We start from the raw sequence: 17842 nt of genomic DNA on the forward strand, positions 1-17842 counted from the left end.
CTTGGAAAATTCTGTGATATTCAATAATTTCAAAAATAGAACTTTATTGTTATAATATTGGGTTAGTAATTTAGACTAATCAATCTAGTATAACCGGTTTTATCATTATCAAAAGTATAGGTGAAACAAGTTGAATACTATAAATAATACTCATGATCACACATTAAATAAACTGAGTCCACCCCCAAGTGACAAAGATAGCGATAAACGCTCCAATAAAAGTATTAAAAATATTAACAATTTCATTAGTCATCCAGTCTAATTTTTCCTGTAAAGTTGCCCCAATTAAACTTTCTAAATTAGTAGCAATAAAAGCAGAGAAAATACACACAAACACCCCCGCTAGATTAATTAAGCCAATACTCCAAGCTAATAAAGCAATTACCCCAGAAGCAATCATTCCTGCCAAAGTTCCCTCAAAACTGACAGCCCCCTCAGTTCCTCGTGGTACAGGTTTTAGGGTAGTGATTAAAAATGTACTTCTTCCATAAGCTTTTCCTACTTCAGAGGCAGTTGTATCAGAAAGTTTAGTACTAAAACTAGCAACATATCCTAAAATCAATAATTGTTGCCAAGAAGAATCAGAAAATAAAGTCATCAAGGCACAAAGTATAGCTATTAATGCTGACCCCCAAACATTTTCTGGACCACGCATTCCTGAACGGTTTTCAGCAATCCCTGCTGCTTCTTTTTCTGATATTCCGATGCGGGTTACTGCTGAACCCATTAAGAAGTAAAACATAACGATGGTGTAACCTTGCCATCCGAGTGTTCCCCAAACCAAAATCCCTAATATCCAAGCATGGAGGTATCCAGCAGTAGTTAATAATTTTTTAGGTACAATGAAGGCGATAACGATTAAAAATGAATTTAGACCATTAGCAATGAACCAAGGGTTTGTAATTTCCATTTTAATTGAGAGTTAATAATTAATAGTTAATTAGTTTAACATAATCTAATTTTGCTTTTTTTTGCTGATAAAGCTTTTTCATAAGCAGCTTCAGTCTGAATAGAAAGTAAGATTAGAATATTTTAATGACCTTCTCTGATTTGCATTTTTTATTTTTAATACCCTCCGGCACAGTACTCACTTGAATTAAAGGAGTTGTCCCAAATTGCTACAGTTTTTGATGACCTAGATTTTCTATTTGAGAGATTGCTTTTAGGGATCCCTATAGAGATTCTACCTTATTATTAGGTTTAAGTTCTAATTTAGTAGTTAAGTCAGGATAATTAATTGAAAAATATTTTCCATATTTTTAATAAACAATAATAGTATAAATTATTGTTTATTTTTAAAAAATTAAGTTACTTTAATTTTAAAATTTTCATTTTTAAAAAAGTTTCTATCGCCTGATTACTTAATAAATATTGTGGCAAAACATCGACTATATTGTGATAGTAGTAATAAAACAAAGACTATATCTTATTTAATGAAAGCGTTATTAGAATTTAGCTAATTAGAGTTAGCTTATATTGGAAACTATTTATAGGAAATAAAGATAATTTACTAACGAGAAAAAAATATTTTTAATTAAAAAATAGAACTTATTATACTAAATACTATAGACATGCTCTTCTAAAAGATCACAGAAAATTTAGCCAAAAATAATAAGTTTAATTGTTAATTATTTTTTTGCTTTAACTGAGAATATTGTAATGATTAAGCAATACTTTTTACATTGTATCAATTATTTAAAAATACTCATTAAATCAAAACTCATAAACTAAATTCAGCCATTTTATATTCCCTCTTAGAATTTTATTTCATAAAGTTGCCCTTTTTAGTAGTTTGACAAATTCATAGACGTATGATCGACCATTTATAGCCCCGCTTCTCATAGCAATTGCTCTTTTCCGAGACTCCATACTTTTTTTTCTGATTGGTTTCAATCCTACTCTAAGTGCATAGAAACACATACCTATCTCAGTTTATAAATATCTTTTTTCTAGTTTTCATATTTTTTAAAGTTAATGTTCAATAAATCTTTCTCTTTTTAAGAGGTTCTCTCTTTCTATGTTGTACTCTCAGACTTTAACAAGAATGGCTAAGCTCTTTCAAGTAATCTCATCCTTTTTGGTCCCAAACTTTTTTAACACAATTTTCTTTGTCTATCTAACGAGCTACTTTCAGTCTTTTCTATATTCACCTATGCACTGGACTTAATTTTAACTAGTGAGCTAGTTTTTTAAGTAGTTTATCAATTAATAGAGATTTTTTTCTTCTCTTGATTTAAAATCCTTATTTTTGAGGTATTAACTATTTATTCTTCTATTTAATTAGATTTATTGCTGTAAGGACTATACTATTTTCGAGAATCTGTCCCTAAGATACTTTTAAAGGTAAATACTATCTTCTCAACTCTACAGAATCCTCACTTATTTAGCTTTATAATTTAGATTGTTTCCCTCTTATTATAACTGAGTTTTTATAGCAGAATTTAGTATAAGTTATGACTCTAGCGAATCTGCTACTCCAAATTTTCAGTTATTTATATGAAAAAAAAATCAAGTTTCATACCTAAATTTAGTCCCAACAAACAACCGAAGTGCGTTAAATCAACTAAACACATCAGGCAGTTATTTTAGAAATTTATTTAACCAAGATTCTCTAAGAGGCTGCAGGTAAAGATTTTTTAGTTGAAGATACAGGATTTTTCCTGTCTTGAGGTTTATCCAACTCTAGAAGCAAATTACGAATTAGACGAGCAACTGCTTTTTGCATTAACCCTTCAACAATTTCTCGTCCCATCTGTTGAATCTCTGGTTTAACTAATAGTTTTGTAGCTATGGGAACTAGGTGTATGGGATCAAATCCTGGGGTGTCCTGAAGGATCTGTAAAATATTTTTTAGATGTTCTGTTGTCTGAGCATTGTTGCTTAAGTCTGAAGGAGTTTCTCGAACGGCTAAACCTACTTGTTTTCTCACTATTGTAGAAGCAGTAAACCAGGTTTGACGACCCAATAAATCGATAGTATGAATTACTTCATCAATGAGATGTTCCCGAATAAATAATCCTCGTTCAGAGAAGATAAACTCAGTAGCTTGCTCGAGAACTTTATCAAAATCATAGTCCTGAGAATCTTTAGCATTTCTCAACAAATTTTCCAAACGATTCCATCGGAAACTTCCATTTTGAAATAATAAGTTTTTGAGAGAAGTTCGTAATTCTTGAGATGGATCAGTCAGGAGTCGTTTTGCAACATAAGGATAAGCTTTGCTGAGGACTTTAAAGTTAGGATCAATGCCAATTGCAATTCCTTCTAATGTTACCATTGATCGAATAATCAAAGCATAATAAGCAGGAACACGAAAAGGAAACTCGTACATCATTGCAGACATCTGATCAGTAATACTCTTGAAGTTTAACTCAGCAACACTTGCTCCCAAAGCATTACCAAAAACTTGACTTAAAGCTGGAATAATTGGAGATAAATCTGTATCGGGTTGGAGAAAATCTAGCTTCACATAATCATAAGCCAATGATTCAAAATCACGATTAACTAGGTGGACAACTGCCTCAATTAGACCATAACGTTGATAGGGCTTGATGTGACTCATCATACCAAAATCTAGATAAGCTAACTGCCCATTATCCATAGCTAATAAGTTCCCTGGATGAGGATCAGCATGGAAGAAACCATGTTCTAATAACTGACGCAAAGAACATTGAACCCCGACTTCTACCAGATGAGTTGCATTAATTCCTTTTGCTTGAACTTTTTGAATATCAGTTAACTTCGTTCCTTCTATCCATTCCATGGTTAAAACGCGTCTTCCCGTATATTTCCAGTAAATTTTAGGTACATAAATTTCAGGTAAATGTCCATAAAATTCGGCAAATTTTTCAGCATTTTTTCCTTCTTGAATGTAATTAATTTCTTCAAAAATACGACTGGCTAATTCGTCTGTAATAGAAACCAAATCTGAACGAATAAATTTGAATGCTTGCTGTGCCAAACTTGCTAGATTTCGCATTAGATAAATATCTAATGTTATGCGTCGAATCAAATCAGGACGCTGTACCTTTATAGCTACTTTTTCTCCATTTTTTAATTTTCCTTTATACACTTGTCCTAAGGAAGCTGCCGCCAAGGGTTTGGAAGAAATTTCTGCGTAAATCACTTCGGGAGATTCCCCTAATTCTTCTTCAATAAAACGGTAGGCGACCTCATTAGGGAAAGAAGGAATGTGATCTTGTAAAGAGGTTAATTCATCAAGATAATTGGGGGGAATTAAATCAGGACGTGTTGACAAAGCCTGTCCAATCTTAATATAAGCAGGTCCTAATCTGGTCAGTATTTCCCTCAACTGAATTGCCCGTTTGCGATTATCTTTAGGGTTGATCCCTCTTAATTTATCCCACCATAAACCTAAAAAAAACCAGGAAGATTGTGAAGCAATACTAATCAACCGATGTAAAACTGCTAAAAAACGTTTACTGTAATACTCCTCAATGCTCTCTGGGTGGTAACTCCAACTTTCAGGGGAAAAATCGCTAATGGGACCTAAATCTTCACCATGATTTTGGGGAATATGAATGGGTTGGGCTTCAATGGGAATCAAATCTGGAGACTCAACAACTGGTGATACAGTAAATTCAGGCATAGGAGCAATAGACTAGTGACGTAAAAAAATTTTTGTAAACTATTGTAATGAGTTTTGTTGGTCTAACTGAACTAGAGAAACCATTTAAAATCAGAGCTTTTAGTCGCCTAATACACGCAAAATACTATTTGTCTAATGAGTTTGTAAAGTCATCGTAATTAATCCTTGCTGTCCTAGTAAAATTTCTCGTAAAAAACTAAAAATCCCTACCCAAATAATCGGGCTAATATCCACACCACCCAAGGGAGGAATCACCTTACGAATAGGAGCTAATAACGGTTCTGTAGGATAAATAATTAATGTCCAAAGAAAATGATTCAATTCTACTTGAGGATACCAAGTTAGAATGATTCTTATGATGAATAAAAAGGTCATTAAAGCAAAAAATATGCCTAACACCCAACTTATGATGGTAATATTCATAGTCACAAATTATAGTTTGTACTTTGAATTATTTAAATATTAGCTTTCAGGACTATTCTCTAACTGAATATAATTTGGCTAAAAAGATAGACGCTAGCATGTACAGATTATATCTTACTTTTTCTAAGTCACCCATTTTTATTGAACTTAACCAGAGATATCATAAGAAAGCTTAACTTTCTCATGATATCTTATGCAGATCAACTTTTTTAGTCGTGTCAGTCAAGTAGTACTATAAATTGATAAAGTTGAATTGCTTTTTCTGAAAAAAAGTTAATGACCATTCAGGCAACAACAATTCCAATTGAGGATATAATCGAACAGCAAAGGGCATTGTTGGGAACTTGCCAGACGAAATCAGTAAACTTTCGTCTGACACAACTGGAAAATTTAAAACAAGGAATCATTGATCATCAAGAGGCAATTGTTGAAGTTACTAAAGATGATTTTGTCCGACCTGAATTTGAGTCCTATTTTGAAATTATAACTCCGGGAAAGATTAATCTAGCTCTTCAAAACCTGAAATTTTGGATTAAACCTCAACAGGTGCCCACCTCTTTTGATCAATTCCTAGCTTTAGCTGGGGTTCGACTAGAACCTATGGGAGTTGTGTTAATTATCGGTCCCTGAAACTATCTTTTCTAACTAATGATTTCTCCTCTAGTGGGAGCGATCACAGCTAGAAACTGTGCTATTCTCAAACTTTTTGAACAAGCTCCTTGCACTTTCTAAGTGGTGGCTAACCTGATTCAGTTCGCCTTCGATTCTTATTATGTCTCTGTTATAGAGGGAGATATTAGGGTTAACAAACAACTACTAGCCCACAAATTTGACCATATTTTTCACTAAAGGAGCATTTGTTGGACGCATTGTTTATGAAAGCGTCCGCTAAATATATGACACCAGTTACCCTAGAATTAGGAGGCAACAGTCCCTGTATTGTCGATGACAATATTAATGCAGATTGCGCTGCAAAGCGAATCGCCTAAGACAAGTTTATCAACGCTAGCCAGAACTAATATTACTCCAAATTATTTATTGGTAAACCGTGATATTCAACCAACTCTTTTAAAGCAACTTAAAAAATTTATTAAGGAATTTTATGGGGATAATCCTACTATTAGCCTTGATTATTGACAGATTGTTAATAAAAGATATTTTTTGCGTCTATCCGCTTTTCTAGAGACTGGAAAAACGGTGATTAGGGGACACCATGACCTTGTTGTTGTATTGATCCTACTGTTCTAGACGAAATGATTTGACATGATCCCATTATGGAGGAGGAAATCTTTGGTCTTATTTTGCTAGTCCTAGAATATGGAAGTTTCGAAGAGGCTATTACTTGGATAAATAAACAATCTAAACCCTTAGTCCTCTACTTTTTCCCTCAAAATCAGCAAAAGCAAAAACAGATTTTGAACTCAACTTCCTCTGGAAGAGTCTACTTCAATGATGCGGTAGTACGGTTTGGAGTTTGGGGCTTCCCTTTAGCGGCATCGGAAAAAGTGGTATGAGTAGCTATCATACAAGAGGGATCTTCTCAAGAAATCTTTCTGGTTCGATTTTCCCGGGTGTTATACTCCTTACAACTCTAAAAAGCTCAATCAAATTAAGCATGTTGTTACTGGTCGTCATTAAGTCGTCATTAATACTAACAAAAGTTAAGTTTTCAAGGAAAATTCTAAAATTAAAGCGCCAAGATATGAGTCAAGATTAGAAATGAAAGTTTAATCTAGATATTCACACTTCCCCATCGCATAATCAGCTTAACAGGAATTTTTTACCTAATAGGTTTTTGAGTAGATCAAAGTAAATAAAACAAGCCGAGTTAAATGCACTTATATAAAATAATTTCAGCAGGTAATTGACGATTTATCCCCCTTTTCTAGATTTAATAATTCGCTTAATGAAATTTATATAAATTCAGACAGTTTACTGCTTTATTCTTGTTTTAACAGAGGGAGTTGGCTGTCCTTGTGTGTTCCATAAGCGTGTCCGATAAGCCATCAGGACTTTTCAACAAATTAGGGAATGTAATAAATGTCTAGAACTTATTGATAGTTTATTTGTTTATATCCTTTCCAACTCTGCTTTTACTTTTGTAAAAACGACGAATTTACCAAGTCTCAGTTACAATTTTCACCGTCTCATTACTCAACCTAAAAACAAACCAGTGAGTTGCTGCTCGAAGTTTGTAGATAACCCGTCCAGACAATATTAGGAGTACATCATGTGTTTTAAAGATTTTTCTCTTCCAGTAAAGAGTCTCACCAGTTAAAGGAATGGGCGATACTGGATTTGAACCAGTGGCAGCCTGCTTGTAAGGCAGGAGCTCTACCGCTGAGCTAATCGCCCCAATTTACTCTTATGGGATGATAACATATCTTTTGACGATTCAACAACAAGAATAGATTTTTTTATGCCTTCTGGCCGTACCCATGATCATATTACGTTTTGGAGTTTACCTCTACTGGTTGGATTTACCTATTTTTTCAGTAGTGATAAAAGACTGACATTATTAATCGCGGGATCTTATCTCTTTAGTGGATTAATGTTTGGTCCTGATCTTGATATTCACTCGATTCAATACAAAAGGTGGGGAATTATTCGAGGGATGTGGCTTCCTTACCGATATCTCATAAAACATCGTTCCCTATTCTCTCACGGATTTCTGATTGGGACCATTTTACGTTTGTTGTATCTTTTTACCATCTTAATATTGGTAGCCATAATTGGAGTAGTGATTGTTCAGTTAATTTGGAGGTTTGACTGGAGTTTGCAACAGTTTATCCACAAGGTCATACAACTAATGACCACTAGATATTCCCAAGAAGTTATCTTCTTGGGAGTAGGATTAGAATTAGGGGCGATGAGTCACACCATTAGTGATTACGTCAGATCAGCGATAAAAAAATATCAGAGGCAAACGCAAAAGCAAACCAAAAACAAAAAAAATTCCCGACGGAGACGTTCATCTAGTTCGGGAAAATCTAAGGTCAAATAAGATAAGTTTTTACCATTTGAGAAGATTAAACTGTTCCATATCAATGGTGTCACGATTACGATAGATAGCCAAAACAATCGCTAACCCAACAGCTGCTTCAGCAGCCGCAACAGTAATCACAAATACCGTAAAAACTTGACCTTTAATTTCCACAGAATCGGAGAAATTTGAAAATCCCATAAGGTTCAAATTAACTGCATTGAGTAATAATTCAATGGACATTAAAACGCGAACTGCATTGCGACTAGTCACTACACCATAAATGCCAATACAGAATAAAGAAGCAGCCAATAGTAAGCAAAATTCTAATTGTAGTTGCATAATTTTTCTTGAAAGATGACTGATGACTAATTTACTGTTTACTTCCTTTAGATAAGGCTAGTTCTCGGGCTTCTAATTCACTAGGACGTTCGAGTAATTCTAGGGCTGTCTCAATTTCTTCTTGAGAGGCTAAGGATTCTGGGATTATATCACGACGAGCTAGAACAATTGCCCCTACCATCGCAATCAAAAGTAACACAGATGCCAATTCAAAAGGAAGCAAAAAATCACTAAAGAAATGCTTACCAATCTCGATAATTGTATTATCAATAACCTGAGAAGAAGGGGGATTAATTGACCATGGAGTAACAAAAATCATGGTTGTTAATAAGATAAAGATTCCCCCACAAACTAAAGCAGTTAAGCCTTTACGAATCCAATATCTGGGCAAAGTAGAAAAGTTTTCTTGCTTGTTAACCAACATAATCGCAAACAAAATTAAGACATTAATAGCCCCAACATAAATTAAGATTTGAGCCACCGCCACAAAATCAGCATTTAGCAGAATATAAATGCCAGAAATACTGATGAAAACTCCTCCCAATAAAAAGGCGGAGTAAACAATATTTGATAGTAAAACAACTCCTAGAGATGTCCCAATAACCATTGTTGCTAAAATAGCAAAGGAAACAATTTGAACGCCTTCCGCTAAATTCACTACTGTTAATTCTCCTTAATTTGGTTCAGTTTAGTTAATAGTTAATAGTTAATAGTTAATAGTTAATAGTGCTATTTTGGTACTATTAACTATCAATTGTTTTACTCGCTCTCTTTTACAATTTCTTCAGGAAGTTTTCCTGCTCGTTGACTTCCTGATGGTAAATCATGAGGGTCAAATACCCCTTTAGGTAGATATCCTAACTCTCGTAAGGGAGTTACCATTGAATCTTGGGTTACTTTATAAGGCAACCGTCCGAGGGCAACATTATCATAATTGAGTTCGTGACGGTCATAGGTCGCTAGTTCATATTCTTCCGTCATGGATAGGCAATTGGAAGGACAATATTCAACACAATTACCGCAAAAAATACAAACCCCAAAATCGATACTGTAGTGTTTGAGTTCTTTCTTCTTAACAGTTTTGTTAAATTCCCAATCTACTACCGGGAGGTTAATTGGACATACCCGAACACAGACTTCACAGGCAATACACTTATCAAATTCAAAGTGAATCCTTCCCCGGAATCGTTCTGAGGGAATAAGTTTTTCATAGGGGTATTGTACTGTAACTGGACGGCGACGCATATGGTCAAAGGTAACAGATAGCCCTTGACCAATATATCTAGCCGCCTCAACACTCCCTTTAGCGTAATCGCTGACTTGTTTGAGTAGGTTAAACATAACACTTGATTAGTGAGTTCTTAACAAAAAAAAAGAGATTAGCCGCCAAAAGCGACAGGAAAGATAAGTTTTAGGGCTGCCGTTAATAAAAGGTTAACCAAAGAAACAGGAAGTAAGAATTTCCACCCTAAATCCAATAATTGGTCAATACGAACCCGGGGAACTGTCCACCGTATTAAAACAGCGAGGAAAATCAAGAAATAGGCTTTAAGTACGGTCATCATGATTCCCAAGGAAGCGGTAATCACCTGTAACCAGGAATTTGTTTCGTTTACTCCAATCCAACCTGCTAGTTTCTCAAGAGGGACTGGAAATTCCCACCCCCCTAAGTAAAGGATGGCAAAAACCAAAGCCGACAACACTAAGTTAACGTATGAGCCTACATAGAATAAACCAAACTTCATCCCTGAATATTCAGTCTGATACCCTGCAACAATTTCCTCTTCTGCTTCAGGAAGGTCAAAAGGAAGTCTTTCACATTCAGCCAACGCCGCAATCCAAAAGATAATAAATCCTACAGGTTGCCGCCAAATATTCCAACCTAAAATGCCATATCCTGACTGTTGCTGCACAATATCAATAGTGCTAAGACTATTGGATATCATGACAACTGCTAAGACAGATAAAGCCAAGGGGATTTCATAACTAATGGACTGCGCTGCTGCTCTTAATCCCCCAAGAAGGGAATATTTGTTATTAGAAGCATATCCCGACATTAGTAAGCCAATGGGAGCAATACTGGCTAAAGCAATCCAGAGAAAAATCCCTACATTTAGGTCTGTAATCACCAAATTTTGTCCAAAGGGAACAATTAGGTAAGAAACAAACACTGGAAGTACCACTAGCACTGGACCTAGGGTAAATAACAAGGGGTCTGCTTTAGCAGGGATGATGTCTTCTTTAAATACCAATTTGATGCCATCAGCCACAGGTTGAAGAACCCCTAAAGGTCCTGCATATTCAGGTCCGATACGTTGTTGGGCTGCGGCAGAGATTTTTCGTTCTAACCATACCACTACCAATACGCCGACGGTAGCTACAATAATCATTAAAAATGAGGGTAAGGGAATCCAAAAGGCTTTGGCGAGCCCATCAGAAAGTCCCATTTGTTTGAGAGATTGAATAAAACTGCCTTGTAGGTCGATTCCTGTGTTCATCTTGATTGATACAAGTTGTAGGTTTAGGTCTATTGATTGATACTTTACGTATCTGATGGTCTTTGTTTGCTGGTTATTCTGTCAAGATTTTCTCTAATACCATTGCCTAGTATATCGCTGTCTGTAATATAGCTTCGGGAATTTTATAACAACTTCTACTTATAGTTGTCATAGACTGAATAGGATGGGGAGCTTGTTATTTAATGCTTACTCAAAATTTAAAGTAAACTAAATGAAAATCTGTAGACCTGCAATATCTATAACAACGGTGATTTAATCATTCTACCTGCAGTAAAAATAACAGCTGTAAAATTTCCTAGTCGAGAAATCACGTATGTTCAAGATTCTAAGTTGACTGGATATTTACTGTCTAGAACCCATAGAAATGGGAAATGTAAAGCAAAATTGCTGCGCGCTGTTGAATCTAATAAAGCACACATCGACATTCCAACTCACGATATTACAGAATTTATACAATCTCAAAAAAGAATATCATGGCTCTATAGTTCATTGCTACAGTGATGACAAAATTTATAAATTTAAATTTATTATGAAAATACAAATAAATCATCAATACCTATAGTAGGATACTGATATCATGAGTTTCAATGAGTAAAATAACAGAATATAAAAAACTACATTAGAATCTGAAGAGATTAGGAAATTATACAAAGATTTTATTGGTCTACAACGATGGTATGAAAAACATACATTCCTGAGATATTTTAAAATAGTTTTTGCAAAAGAAGAATTGTTTAGTGTGCCGTTTTTATTCACTTTGTGCCTAGGTCGTTATTTATTTTTTTTAAAAAAACACAGTGAAATTAACCAAGATAGGACTTGATAAATTAAGATAGTCTAAGTAGGTAAACTTAAAATAAGTGTAAAATATAAGAGTAGTTAAAAAAGAGTAAGCGTTAGATATTAGAATCTCTAAAAGATTTAGTTAACACAATATAGATATTTTTAAAAGAAAGTAAATTTAACTTTTAAGAGATGTTTCTGGAAAGAAATAAAGACAAGTGGCGACGTTGCAGTTGAAGAGTTTGTTAAACATAAACATGCTAGAATAACCTTGTTACACTTATGAAACTGATTTTAGTTCTGCAAACTTAATTATGACCTCATATAGAGGTCAACTTAGTCGAGAACCGCTTCGGTCTGACTATCTGACCAGTTGATTTTAACTTCAGACAGTTTGATAAAATTTTCAGTGGTGATTGGCAAAATGGTTATGATCGTAAAAACGTCGAAGATTACGCAATTTTAGGTATTTGGGAATATTCGGTTAAAGACTATATCTGGATTAGGGAGGACTCAAATATTTTGGGAAAACCAAACAACTCACTCTATCTATCTGAGTTTTATCACATGGAGTATATAAAATACAGCAATTTAGACGTAATTATACCATCTCTTCTCAAACCTTCCCCATGGGTAATTTTACTGTACTAACCTTGCAAGTTGAGTTAGGAAGAACTTAAACAATCGATCAAAACTAGAGAAAATAAGTAACTTGAGAAATATAGTTAAGACAACGGGTATCATAATAAGCAATACAAGGTATCTACACAATAGCTTGAGATGCCCTTTTGGATCGTCTAACCCAAAACACCCCTAAGCTTTTCAAGATGACCCTTATTGACTCTGATGCTTTTCACACCTTCGCTATTACCGTCGGGACATTGGTATTCCTGTCTATTGTCTTATGGGCGGTTTGGTTTGCCTTTAAAATGGACTGACAGCTACAGTCAAGGTTGATAGAATATTAATCTTGGTTTAGTTCAATTGTTATTAATCTATGAACAATCCATAGATTACCTTGCAATGGTTATGTCGACTCTCCAAACAAAATCTTCTTTCAGAAAACAAGAATTAACTGGGAATAATTTGTGAATATTCGCTTATTAATGCTAGATATTGATGGAACAATTGCAGGTGAATCAAATGAGGTTACTGAGCCAGTTAAACAAGCGATCTCTAAAGTTCAAGCTAACGGGGTTCAGGTTGCTATAGCCACAGGTCGTATGTATCATTCTGCGTTGCGTTTTCATCAGGCTATCGGTTCCAAATTACCGATAATCGCCTACAATGGTGCATGGGTTCAGTGTCCCATAACAGGGGCTCGTTATAAGCATTTTCCCGTGTCTACAGCCGTCGCTCTACAACTGTTGGAATATTTCGAGCGACCTCAGTGGAACCAAGAAATCGAGCTTCACTGCTATATTGAAGACTGTTTATACGTGCGTAAGGTTACTCCTCGTACCCGAGCTTATCAACAGCGATCAGGTGTAGAACCTTTGGTAGTAGGAGACTTACGAGATATTCTTGATTCACCAACCACGAAGATTTTAGCTATTGGTCAACCTCAGTTAATAAATACAATTCTCCGAGATTTACAAAAAGTTTACTCCCGTGATCAACTTTATTTAACCCAGTCTACTGAAATTTACTTTGAAGCTACCCATCCTCAAGCAAGTAAGGGTTATGCTACTCGTTTTGTGGCTGAGAAACTGTTGGGATTTGAAGCCAGCCAAATAATGGCTATTGGGGATAACTTCAATGATGCTGAAATGTTAGAATATGTAGGGTTAGGGGTAGCTATGGGGAATGCCCCTATAGAAGTGCAGAAGATGGCTAAATGGGTAGCTCCTACTGTAGAACAAAATGGAGTTGCTATTGCAATTAAAAAATTCTTATTAAATTAGGGAAATTCCCCATCGCGTACTTCCCTAGAAAACTCTTTTACTGCCTCAGTAATAATCTGCCGTAAATTGGTATAGGATTTAGCAAAAGGAGGTTTTTTTTCTGATAGTCCCAGTAAATCAGCAGTAACTAACACTTGACCATCACAGTCAGATCCCGCGCCAATACCGATAGTTGGTATAGGAAGTTTGCTAGTAATAATCTTTGCTAAATTAGACGGAATATGCTCAAGAACAACTGCAAATGCCCCCGCTTCTGATAGGGCGATCGCTTCTGAGATAATTCGTTTTTCATCAGTTTCAGTTTGTCCTTGTTGACGATATCCTAAGCGATGCACCGATTGGGGAGTTAACCCCACATGACCCATCACTGGAATACCAATAGCCGTCAATTGAGCAACTGTTTCTACCGCGGCTGGGTGTCCTCCTTCGAGTTTTACAGCTTGAACTTCTGTTTCTTTCAATACTCGCCCCGCTGTGTGAATAGCTTGGCTAATACTTTCTTGATAACTCAAAAAGGGCAAATCACACACTACGAAAGCCCGTTTTACTCCACGCTTCACTGCCCCTCCATGGTGTAACATCTCCTCAAGGGTAAGGGGTAATGTAGTTTTATGTCCCAAGGCCACCATTGCAAGGGAGTCCCCTACTAAAATAATGTCAACCCCTGCTATGTCCAGAAGTCGAGCAATGGCGTAATCCCAAGCAGTTAGGACAGTTAAGAGACGGCCTTGCCGTTTGGCCTCAATAAGGCATTGAAGGGTAATGGCCATAATAAACAAATATAAGTTAAAAGTTAAGTAAGATCGAGGAATTAACTTCGGGTCGTCTCTAGAATTCGAGAGTAATAAAAACGGGTACTGGTCATGGCTTCGCGTTGAACTCTTAGACCATTGTCTTTTAGAATGGCAATGACATCCTTTTCTCTATGTTGATAAGCACGAGTAGTTTTACTAGGCCCTGGAAAAAATTCGCCAATCTTTTTGAGGATAGTTAGACAAAGGTTTTTAGGAGCAAAGCTAAGAATTAGACGAGACTTTGCCAACGAGGCGAGATGGGCAATCATTTTAGCTGCATCTTCGGTGGGATAATGAATCAAGACATCAATACAAATGACTGTTTGATATTGACCCGACAATCCTTCTAAATCTTGAACCGTAAAGACAACATTGCTGACATCTTCCAGGGATTTTTGGGCTCTTCGGGTGGCTTCTTCTACCATTTTCGGGGAAATATCACTTGCAAGGATTCTAGCCCCTGTCCGAGCTAAGGGAATGCTTAAACTCCCCACACCACACCCCGCGTCACAAATAGACAAACCGCTGATATTTTCTTCAGCCTTTAGCCAGTCTACCACAGTATCAATGGTTTTCTGATGTCCGCGACGAATGTCCTTTTGAACTTTATTCACCTCTCCATCCCCATAAATCTTGCTCCAACGGTCAAACCCAGTAGCACTGAAATAGTCTTTAACAATTGCTTTATCGTTGATAGTGTTCATGGGTGTCAGATAATCGGAAATTATCGAAGACAACTTCTTATTGTACTGGTAAGCGCGGGTATAAACTGCTTTTACTATTCACTATTTAACAAAGTTAAAATTAACCCTTAAAATCTCGATTGAGTTTCTCCTAATTTTTTGTCCGATTCAGATTCTTCACCAATATCCGCCCCCACATATAAAAAAATTATTGTCACTGTTAATAGCGTCTAACCAACCAGGTAAGTAGGATGCACCGGTAAAAGCTAAGCTATCAGGATTAGACAGTAAAACATCAAAGCCATACAGTACTTTGCCAGAAGCTGTTTTAATAAACTGAGCAAACACAGGTTCAATGTAAGATTCGCTTTTCAGTAGTAACGAAAGCAACCACTAAATTGTTGTGAACGTATAGACCTAAGATGTGAAACCCAAGCAATAAAAACACTTAACTCAAATGAGAGATCAAGACCTCTTTGTGTCACAACATCCAAGACAATACGTCATCTTTGTTAGCTTCAGGATCGTAGTTACGAACAAAGAAAATAGCATCATTAGCAAACGTCCCAACTATGTAAGAACCCAGCGATGTACTGGTAATGGCTATAAAAAACAGCTTAGGTAGTATAGTCCTTTAGAGATAAAAGCATAAGATGGTAAGCATATATTATGTCGTGCTACAAAGAAATGATAACCCTTAAACTTGTCAACATTAAACCTAGTTAGAAGTGAAAAAAGTTATTAATGATGTCGTATAGCTCTTTTTGAACAACACTTAGCACACTACCAAAAGAAGTTCCTTTGGGGGATGATGGGTGTTGAGAATCTCTTCAATGCTATGACCTATATCTTTAGTATAAAAATACTATAAGTAATAGTTTATAATACGTGGTCACCCTCCAATCTGTTAGAGATGCTTAAAAAAGATTAAAATGTGCCTAGTTAAGAACTAGGCACATTTTCGGTTTAAATTCATAAACAGTAATGATCTTTTTTTTTGAAAAATAAACACAATAGAGAGAACATTTAATAATGGTATAATTATGATCTAGTGAGATTATTCTGTCAATTAGACTTTATCTTTAGAGACATTAAGCTGGTTTGGTTTTTGTATTTTTTAGAAAAGCAAGCTAATAGATTAGCTGTTTCTTTATAGAGTGTAAATCTATAATCTATACTCATGTACTCGGGAATGGGAAACATCGTCGTGAAATAAGTCAAACAGTAGGAAACCTAGTCACCTTTCTGATAATCTACGTTGGACTAAAAGTCTCATATAATTATTGGTTAGGATAAAGTCTTGATATACTGTAACGGTGGAGGCTAAATTAAGAGACTTAGTTAGATAAGCTATGTTTTTTTTACTAAACAAATAATAAGTTTTGCTAAACTCCTTATGATATTCCATTGAAGGAAATGACTACGACTGGGGATTCTACATAAAGAATATTAAAAGTCAAGGACGAAGGGAAACTTAACATCTCACTGAAATAAGAAGTATCAATGTACTTCTAAATTTTTCTTCTTTTTACCTAGTGTAAAATATATATTGAAAATTATTGAATTTAATTGATAGTGATGAAACAGTTCGTAAAACTTAGTCTAGTCTATCGGTTAAGCTTAAACTTAATCTTAGGAAATTTTGGAGCACTTTATGCTGCTTCGTCAGTCAAAGCAGCTAATAAAATTATATTAGAATATAGCATTTTACGAGAGTCAGTCTATATTTCTGAGTTGAGTACCTTAGCTAAAACAGGGGAAATCTCTTCTTCCCTAAATTCTTATCTCAAAATGGCAAATAAACAACCTGAAGATTTACGCCGTATTCTCAATCAGAATGTGAATGTCGACCCTGTATTTTTGTCCAAAATTCTGAAAAGTTTTGCTGGAGATTTCGTATTAGATAAAGTTAGCCAAGTAATCCATACTCCCTCAAGACGAGCTGATCGGGAATCATTAAGAGGGGCTTTAGTAACTTCTGCACTCTCTGATAGTAATATTCGGGTGATCGAAATCTTAGAAAATTACCCCACTTCTGAAATTCATGTAGATGGCGATCACCTAGCTGATATTTATCAACAAATTGATTCAGTAGTAAGTCATATCCCACATCTTCCCTTTTAACTTAACAATTTTCATACTAGTAATGATAAATGGAGTTTACTATTTAACAAATTAGTTATCTTAGTCTTTAAAAGAAATAATTGACGTCTAAAAATAAACAGAAGAAACTCCAAATGTGCGTTAGCTAGACGATACTCAGTAGAATTTTTAGGCAATTGTTTAAGCTGCCACTTTTTTAGAGATAGATTTTCTACTAAAGACAGTCGCCATTTGGATTGTACTTTACGATTGGAGTTTTTTTTAACCCATTGTAGTATTCATCGGTAGTATCTGTATTTAATTTGTTGTGAGAACATCTCTACGCTATTATCATCTTTACGAAAGAAACGATTTTTGTTGCTTTGTTAGTGCACCGTTGTCCTAATTTGGTTATACTCAATAGCTTGTATTGAATATTGATCGGGTCTTTATTAGTTGGAATATTTTACGGTTAAATTTTACTTGTTTCTAGTTTACAAACATGGTTGATTATGTTCAAATAATAGTTTAAATGCGAAATTAAAACAAGATTATAAATTGTTACTATCCAAAATTTAATATTAATTTTATGTGCAGTTACTCCAAAGTTTCCAATTATAACTAATAAGATATACTGCTATCAATTTATTTTAATTAAAAACTAAAATTAAATTCATAAAATAGATATTTATTTACGATTTTTAGTATGTTAACATCATC

General features: G+C 35.1%; 16 protein-coding genes, 1 tRNA gene and 1 pseudogene. 7 read left to right on the forward strand and 11 right to left on the reverse strand.

Annotated features, from left to right (window positions below; genetic code table 11):
* Positions 1-163 precede the first annotated feature (163 nt).
* The 3 genes from RGRSB_RS08000 to RGRSB_RS08010 all read right to left on the reverse strand — a co-directional run bounded on the left by RGRSB_RS08000 (position 164) and on the right by RGRSB_RS08010 (position 5032).
* Positions 164-910 (reverse strand): TIGR00297 family protein, encoded by a 747-nt coding sequence (locus tag RGRSB_RS08000; protein WP_119260593.1) that lies wholly within the window; start codon positions 908-910, stop codon positions 164-166.
* 1701 nt (positions 911-2611) lie between these two features.
* Positions 2612-4609: an ABC1 kinase family protein gene (locus RGRSB_RS08005; protein WP_119260594.1), complete on the reverse strand. Its 1998-nt coding sequence runs from the start codon at positions 4607-4609 to the stop codon at positions 2612-2614.
* 132 nt (positions 4610-4741) lie between these two features.
* Complete coding sequence (locus tag RGRSB_RS08010) at positions 4742-5032, reverse strand: YggT family protein (protein ID WP_119260595.1); 291 nt, start codon at positions 5030-5032, stop codon at positions 4742-4744.
* 276 nt (positions 5033-5308) lie between these two features.
* Here RGRSB_RS08010 and RGRSB_RS10970 point away from each other — a divergent pair, with 276 nt between their 5' ends.
* The 3 genes from RGRSB_RS10970 to RGRSB_RS10980 all read left to right on the forward strand — a co-directional run bounded on the left by RGRSB_RS10970 (position 5309) and on the right by RGRSB_RS10980 (position 6546).
* A complete protein-coding gene (locus RGRSB_RS10970) occupies positions 5309-5662 on the forward strand; it encodes an aldehyde dehydrogenase family protein (protein ID WP_338063331.1) in 354 nt (117 codons plus the stop codon).
* Between the two features lie 245 nt (positions 5663-5907).
* Complete coding sequence (locus RGRSB_RS10975) at positions 5908-6021, forward strand: aldehyde dehydrogenase family protein (RefSeq protein WP_338063332.1); 114 nt, start codon at positions 5908-5910, stop codon at positions 6019-6021.
* Positions 6022-6306: 285 nt separating this feature from the next.
* The gene (locus tag RGRSB_RS10980; protein WP_338063333.1) at positions 6307-6546 is read left to right on the forward strand and encodes an aldehyde dehydrogenase family protein; all 240 of its coding nucleotides are present in this window, start codon (positions 6307-6309) and stop codon (positions 6544-6546) included.
* A gap of 769 nt (positions 6547-7315) precedes the next feature.
* Here RGRSB_RS10980 and RGRSB_RS08020 read toward each other — a convergent pair.
* A tRNA-Val gene (locus RGRSB_RS08020) sits at positions 7316-7387 on the reverse strand.
* A 64-nt stretch (positions 7388-7451) separates the two neighbouring features.
* Here RGRSB_RS08020 and RGRSB_RS08025 point away from each other — a divergent pair.
* A complete protein-coding gene (locus tag RGRSB_RS08025) occupies positions 7452-8036 on the forward strand; it encodes a metal-binding protein (protein WP_119260596.1) in 585 nt (194 codons plus the stop codon).
* Between the two features lie 9 nt (positions 8037-8045).
* Here RGRSB_RS08025 and nuoK read toward each other — a convergent pair whose 3' ends face one another.
* The 4 genes from nuoK to nuoH all read right to left on the reverse strand — a co-directional run bounded on the left by nuoK (position 8046) and on the right by nuoH (position 10855).
* Positions 8046-8357: an NADH-quinone oxidoreductase subunit NuoK gene (gene nuoK / locus RGRSB_RS08030; RefSeq protein ID WP_119260597.1), complete on the reverse strand. Its 312-nt coding sequence runs from the start codon at positions 8355-8357 to the stop codon at positions 8046-8048.
* A gap of 31 nt (positions 8358-8388) precedes the next feature.
* Positions 8389-9015, reverse strand: a complete 627-nt coding sequence (locus RGRSB_RS08035) for an NADH-quinone oxidoreductase subunit J (RefSeq protein ID WP_119260598.1) — start codon at positions 9013-9015, stop codon at positions 8389-8391.
* 101 nt (positions 9016-9116) lie between these two features.
* Positions 9117-9698 (reverse strand): NAD(P)H-quinone oxidoreductase subunit I, encoded by a 582-nt coding sequence (gene ndhI, locus RGRSB_RS08040; RefSeq protein WP_119260599.1) that lies wholly within the window; start codon positions 9696-9698, stop codon positions 9117-9119.
* Positions 9699-9736: 38 nt separating this feature from the next.
* Positions 9737-10855 (reverse strand): NADH-quinone oxidoreductase subunit NuoH, encoded by a 1119-nt coding sequence (gene nuoH / locus RGRSB_RS08045; protein ID WP_119260600.1) that lies wholly within the window; start codon positions 10853-10855, stop codon positions 9737-9739.
* A 1631-nt stretch (positions 10856-12486) separates the two neighbouring features.
* On the opposite strand from nuoH, the gene RGRSB_RS08050 reads away from it, so the two are divergent.
* Positions 12487-12597, forward strand: a complete 111-nt coding sequence (locus RGRSB_RS08050; protein ID WP_084220210.1) for a delta-aminolevulinic acid dehydratase — start codon at positions 12487-12489, stop codon at positions 12595-12597.
* A gap of 150 nt (positions 12598-12747) precedes the next feature.
* Entirely contained in the window at positions 12748-13563 is an 816-nt protein-coding gene (locus RGRSB_RS08055) for a Cof-type HAD-IIB family hydrolase (RefSeq protein WP_119260601.1), read from the forward strand.
* On the opposite strand, the gene panB is transcribed toward RGRSB_RS08055, so the two are convergent.
* The 3 genes and pseudogenes from panB to psaB all read right to left on the reverse strand — a co-directional run.
* On the reverse strand, positions 13560-14333 hold the full coding sequence (gene panB, locus RGRSB_RS08060; RefSeq protein WP_119260602.1) for a 3-methyl-2-oxobutanoate hydroxymethyltransferase: 774 nt from the start codon (positions 14331-14333) through the stop codon (positions 13560-13562). The genes RGRSB_RS08055 and panB overlap by 4 nt on opposite strands.
* A gap of 41 nt (positions 14334-14374) precedes the next feature.
* Positions 14375-15061 carry a magnesium protoporphyrin IX methyltransferase gene (bchM, locus tag RGRSB_RS08065; RefSeq protein WP_119260603.1) on the reverse strand — a complete coding sequence of 229 codons (687 nt, stop codon included), beginning with the start codon at positions 15059-15061 and terminating at the stop codon, positions 14375-14377.
* Between the two features lie 177 nt (positions 15062-15238).
* Positions 15239-15887, reverse strand: a pseudogene (psaB, locus tag RGRSB_RS10780) (photosystem I core protein PsaB); the annotation flags it as partial.
* Positions 15888-16618: 731 nt separating this feature from the next.
* Between psaB and RGRSB_RS08075 the strand changes: the two are divergent.
* A complete protein-coding gene (locus RGRSB_RS08075) occupies positions 16619-17164 on the forward strand; it encodes an alpha/beta hydrolase (protein ID WP_119260604.1) in 546 nt (181 codons plus the stop codon).
* The last annotated feature ends 678 nt before the right edge of the window (positions 17165-17842 follow it).

This window comes from cyanobacterium endosymbiont of Rhopalodia gibberula, from assembly GCF_003574135.1.
Lineage (GTDB): Bacteria > Cyanobacteriota > Cyanobacteriia > Cyanobacteriales > Microcystaceae > Rippkaea.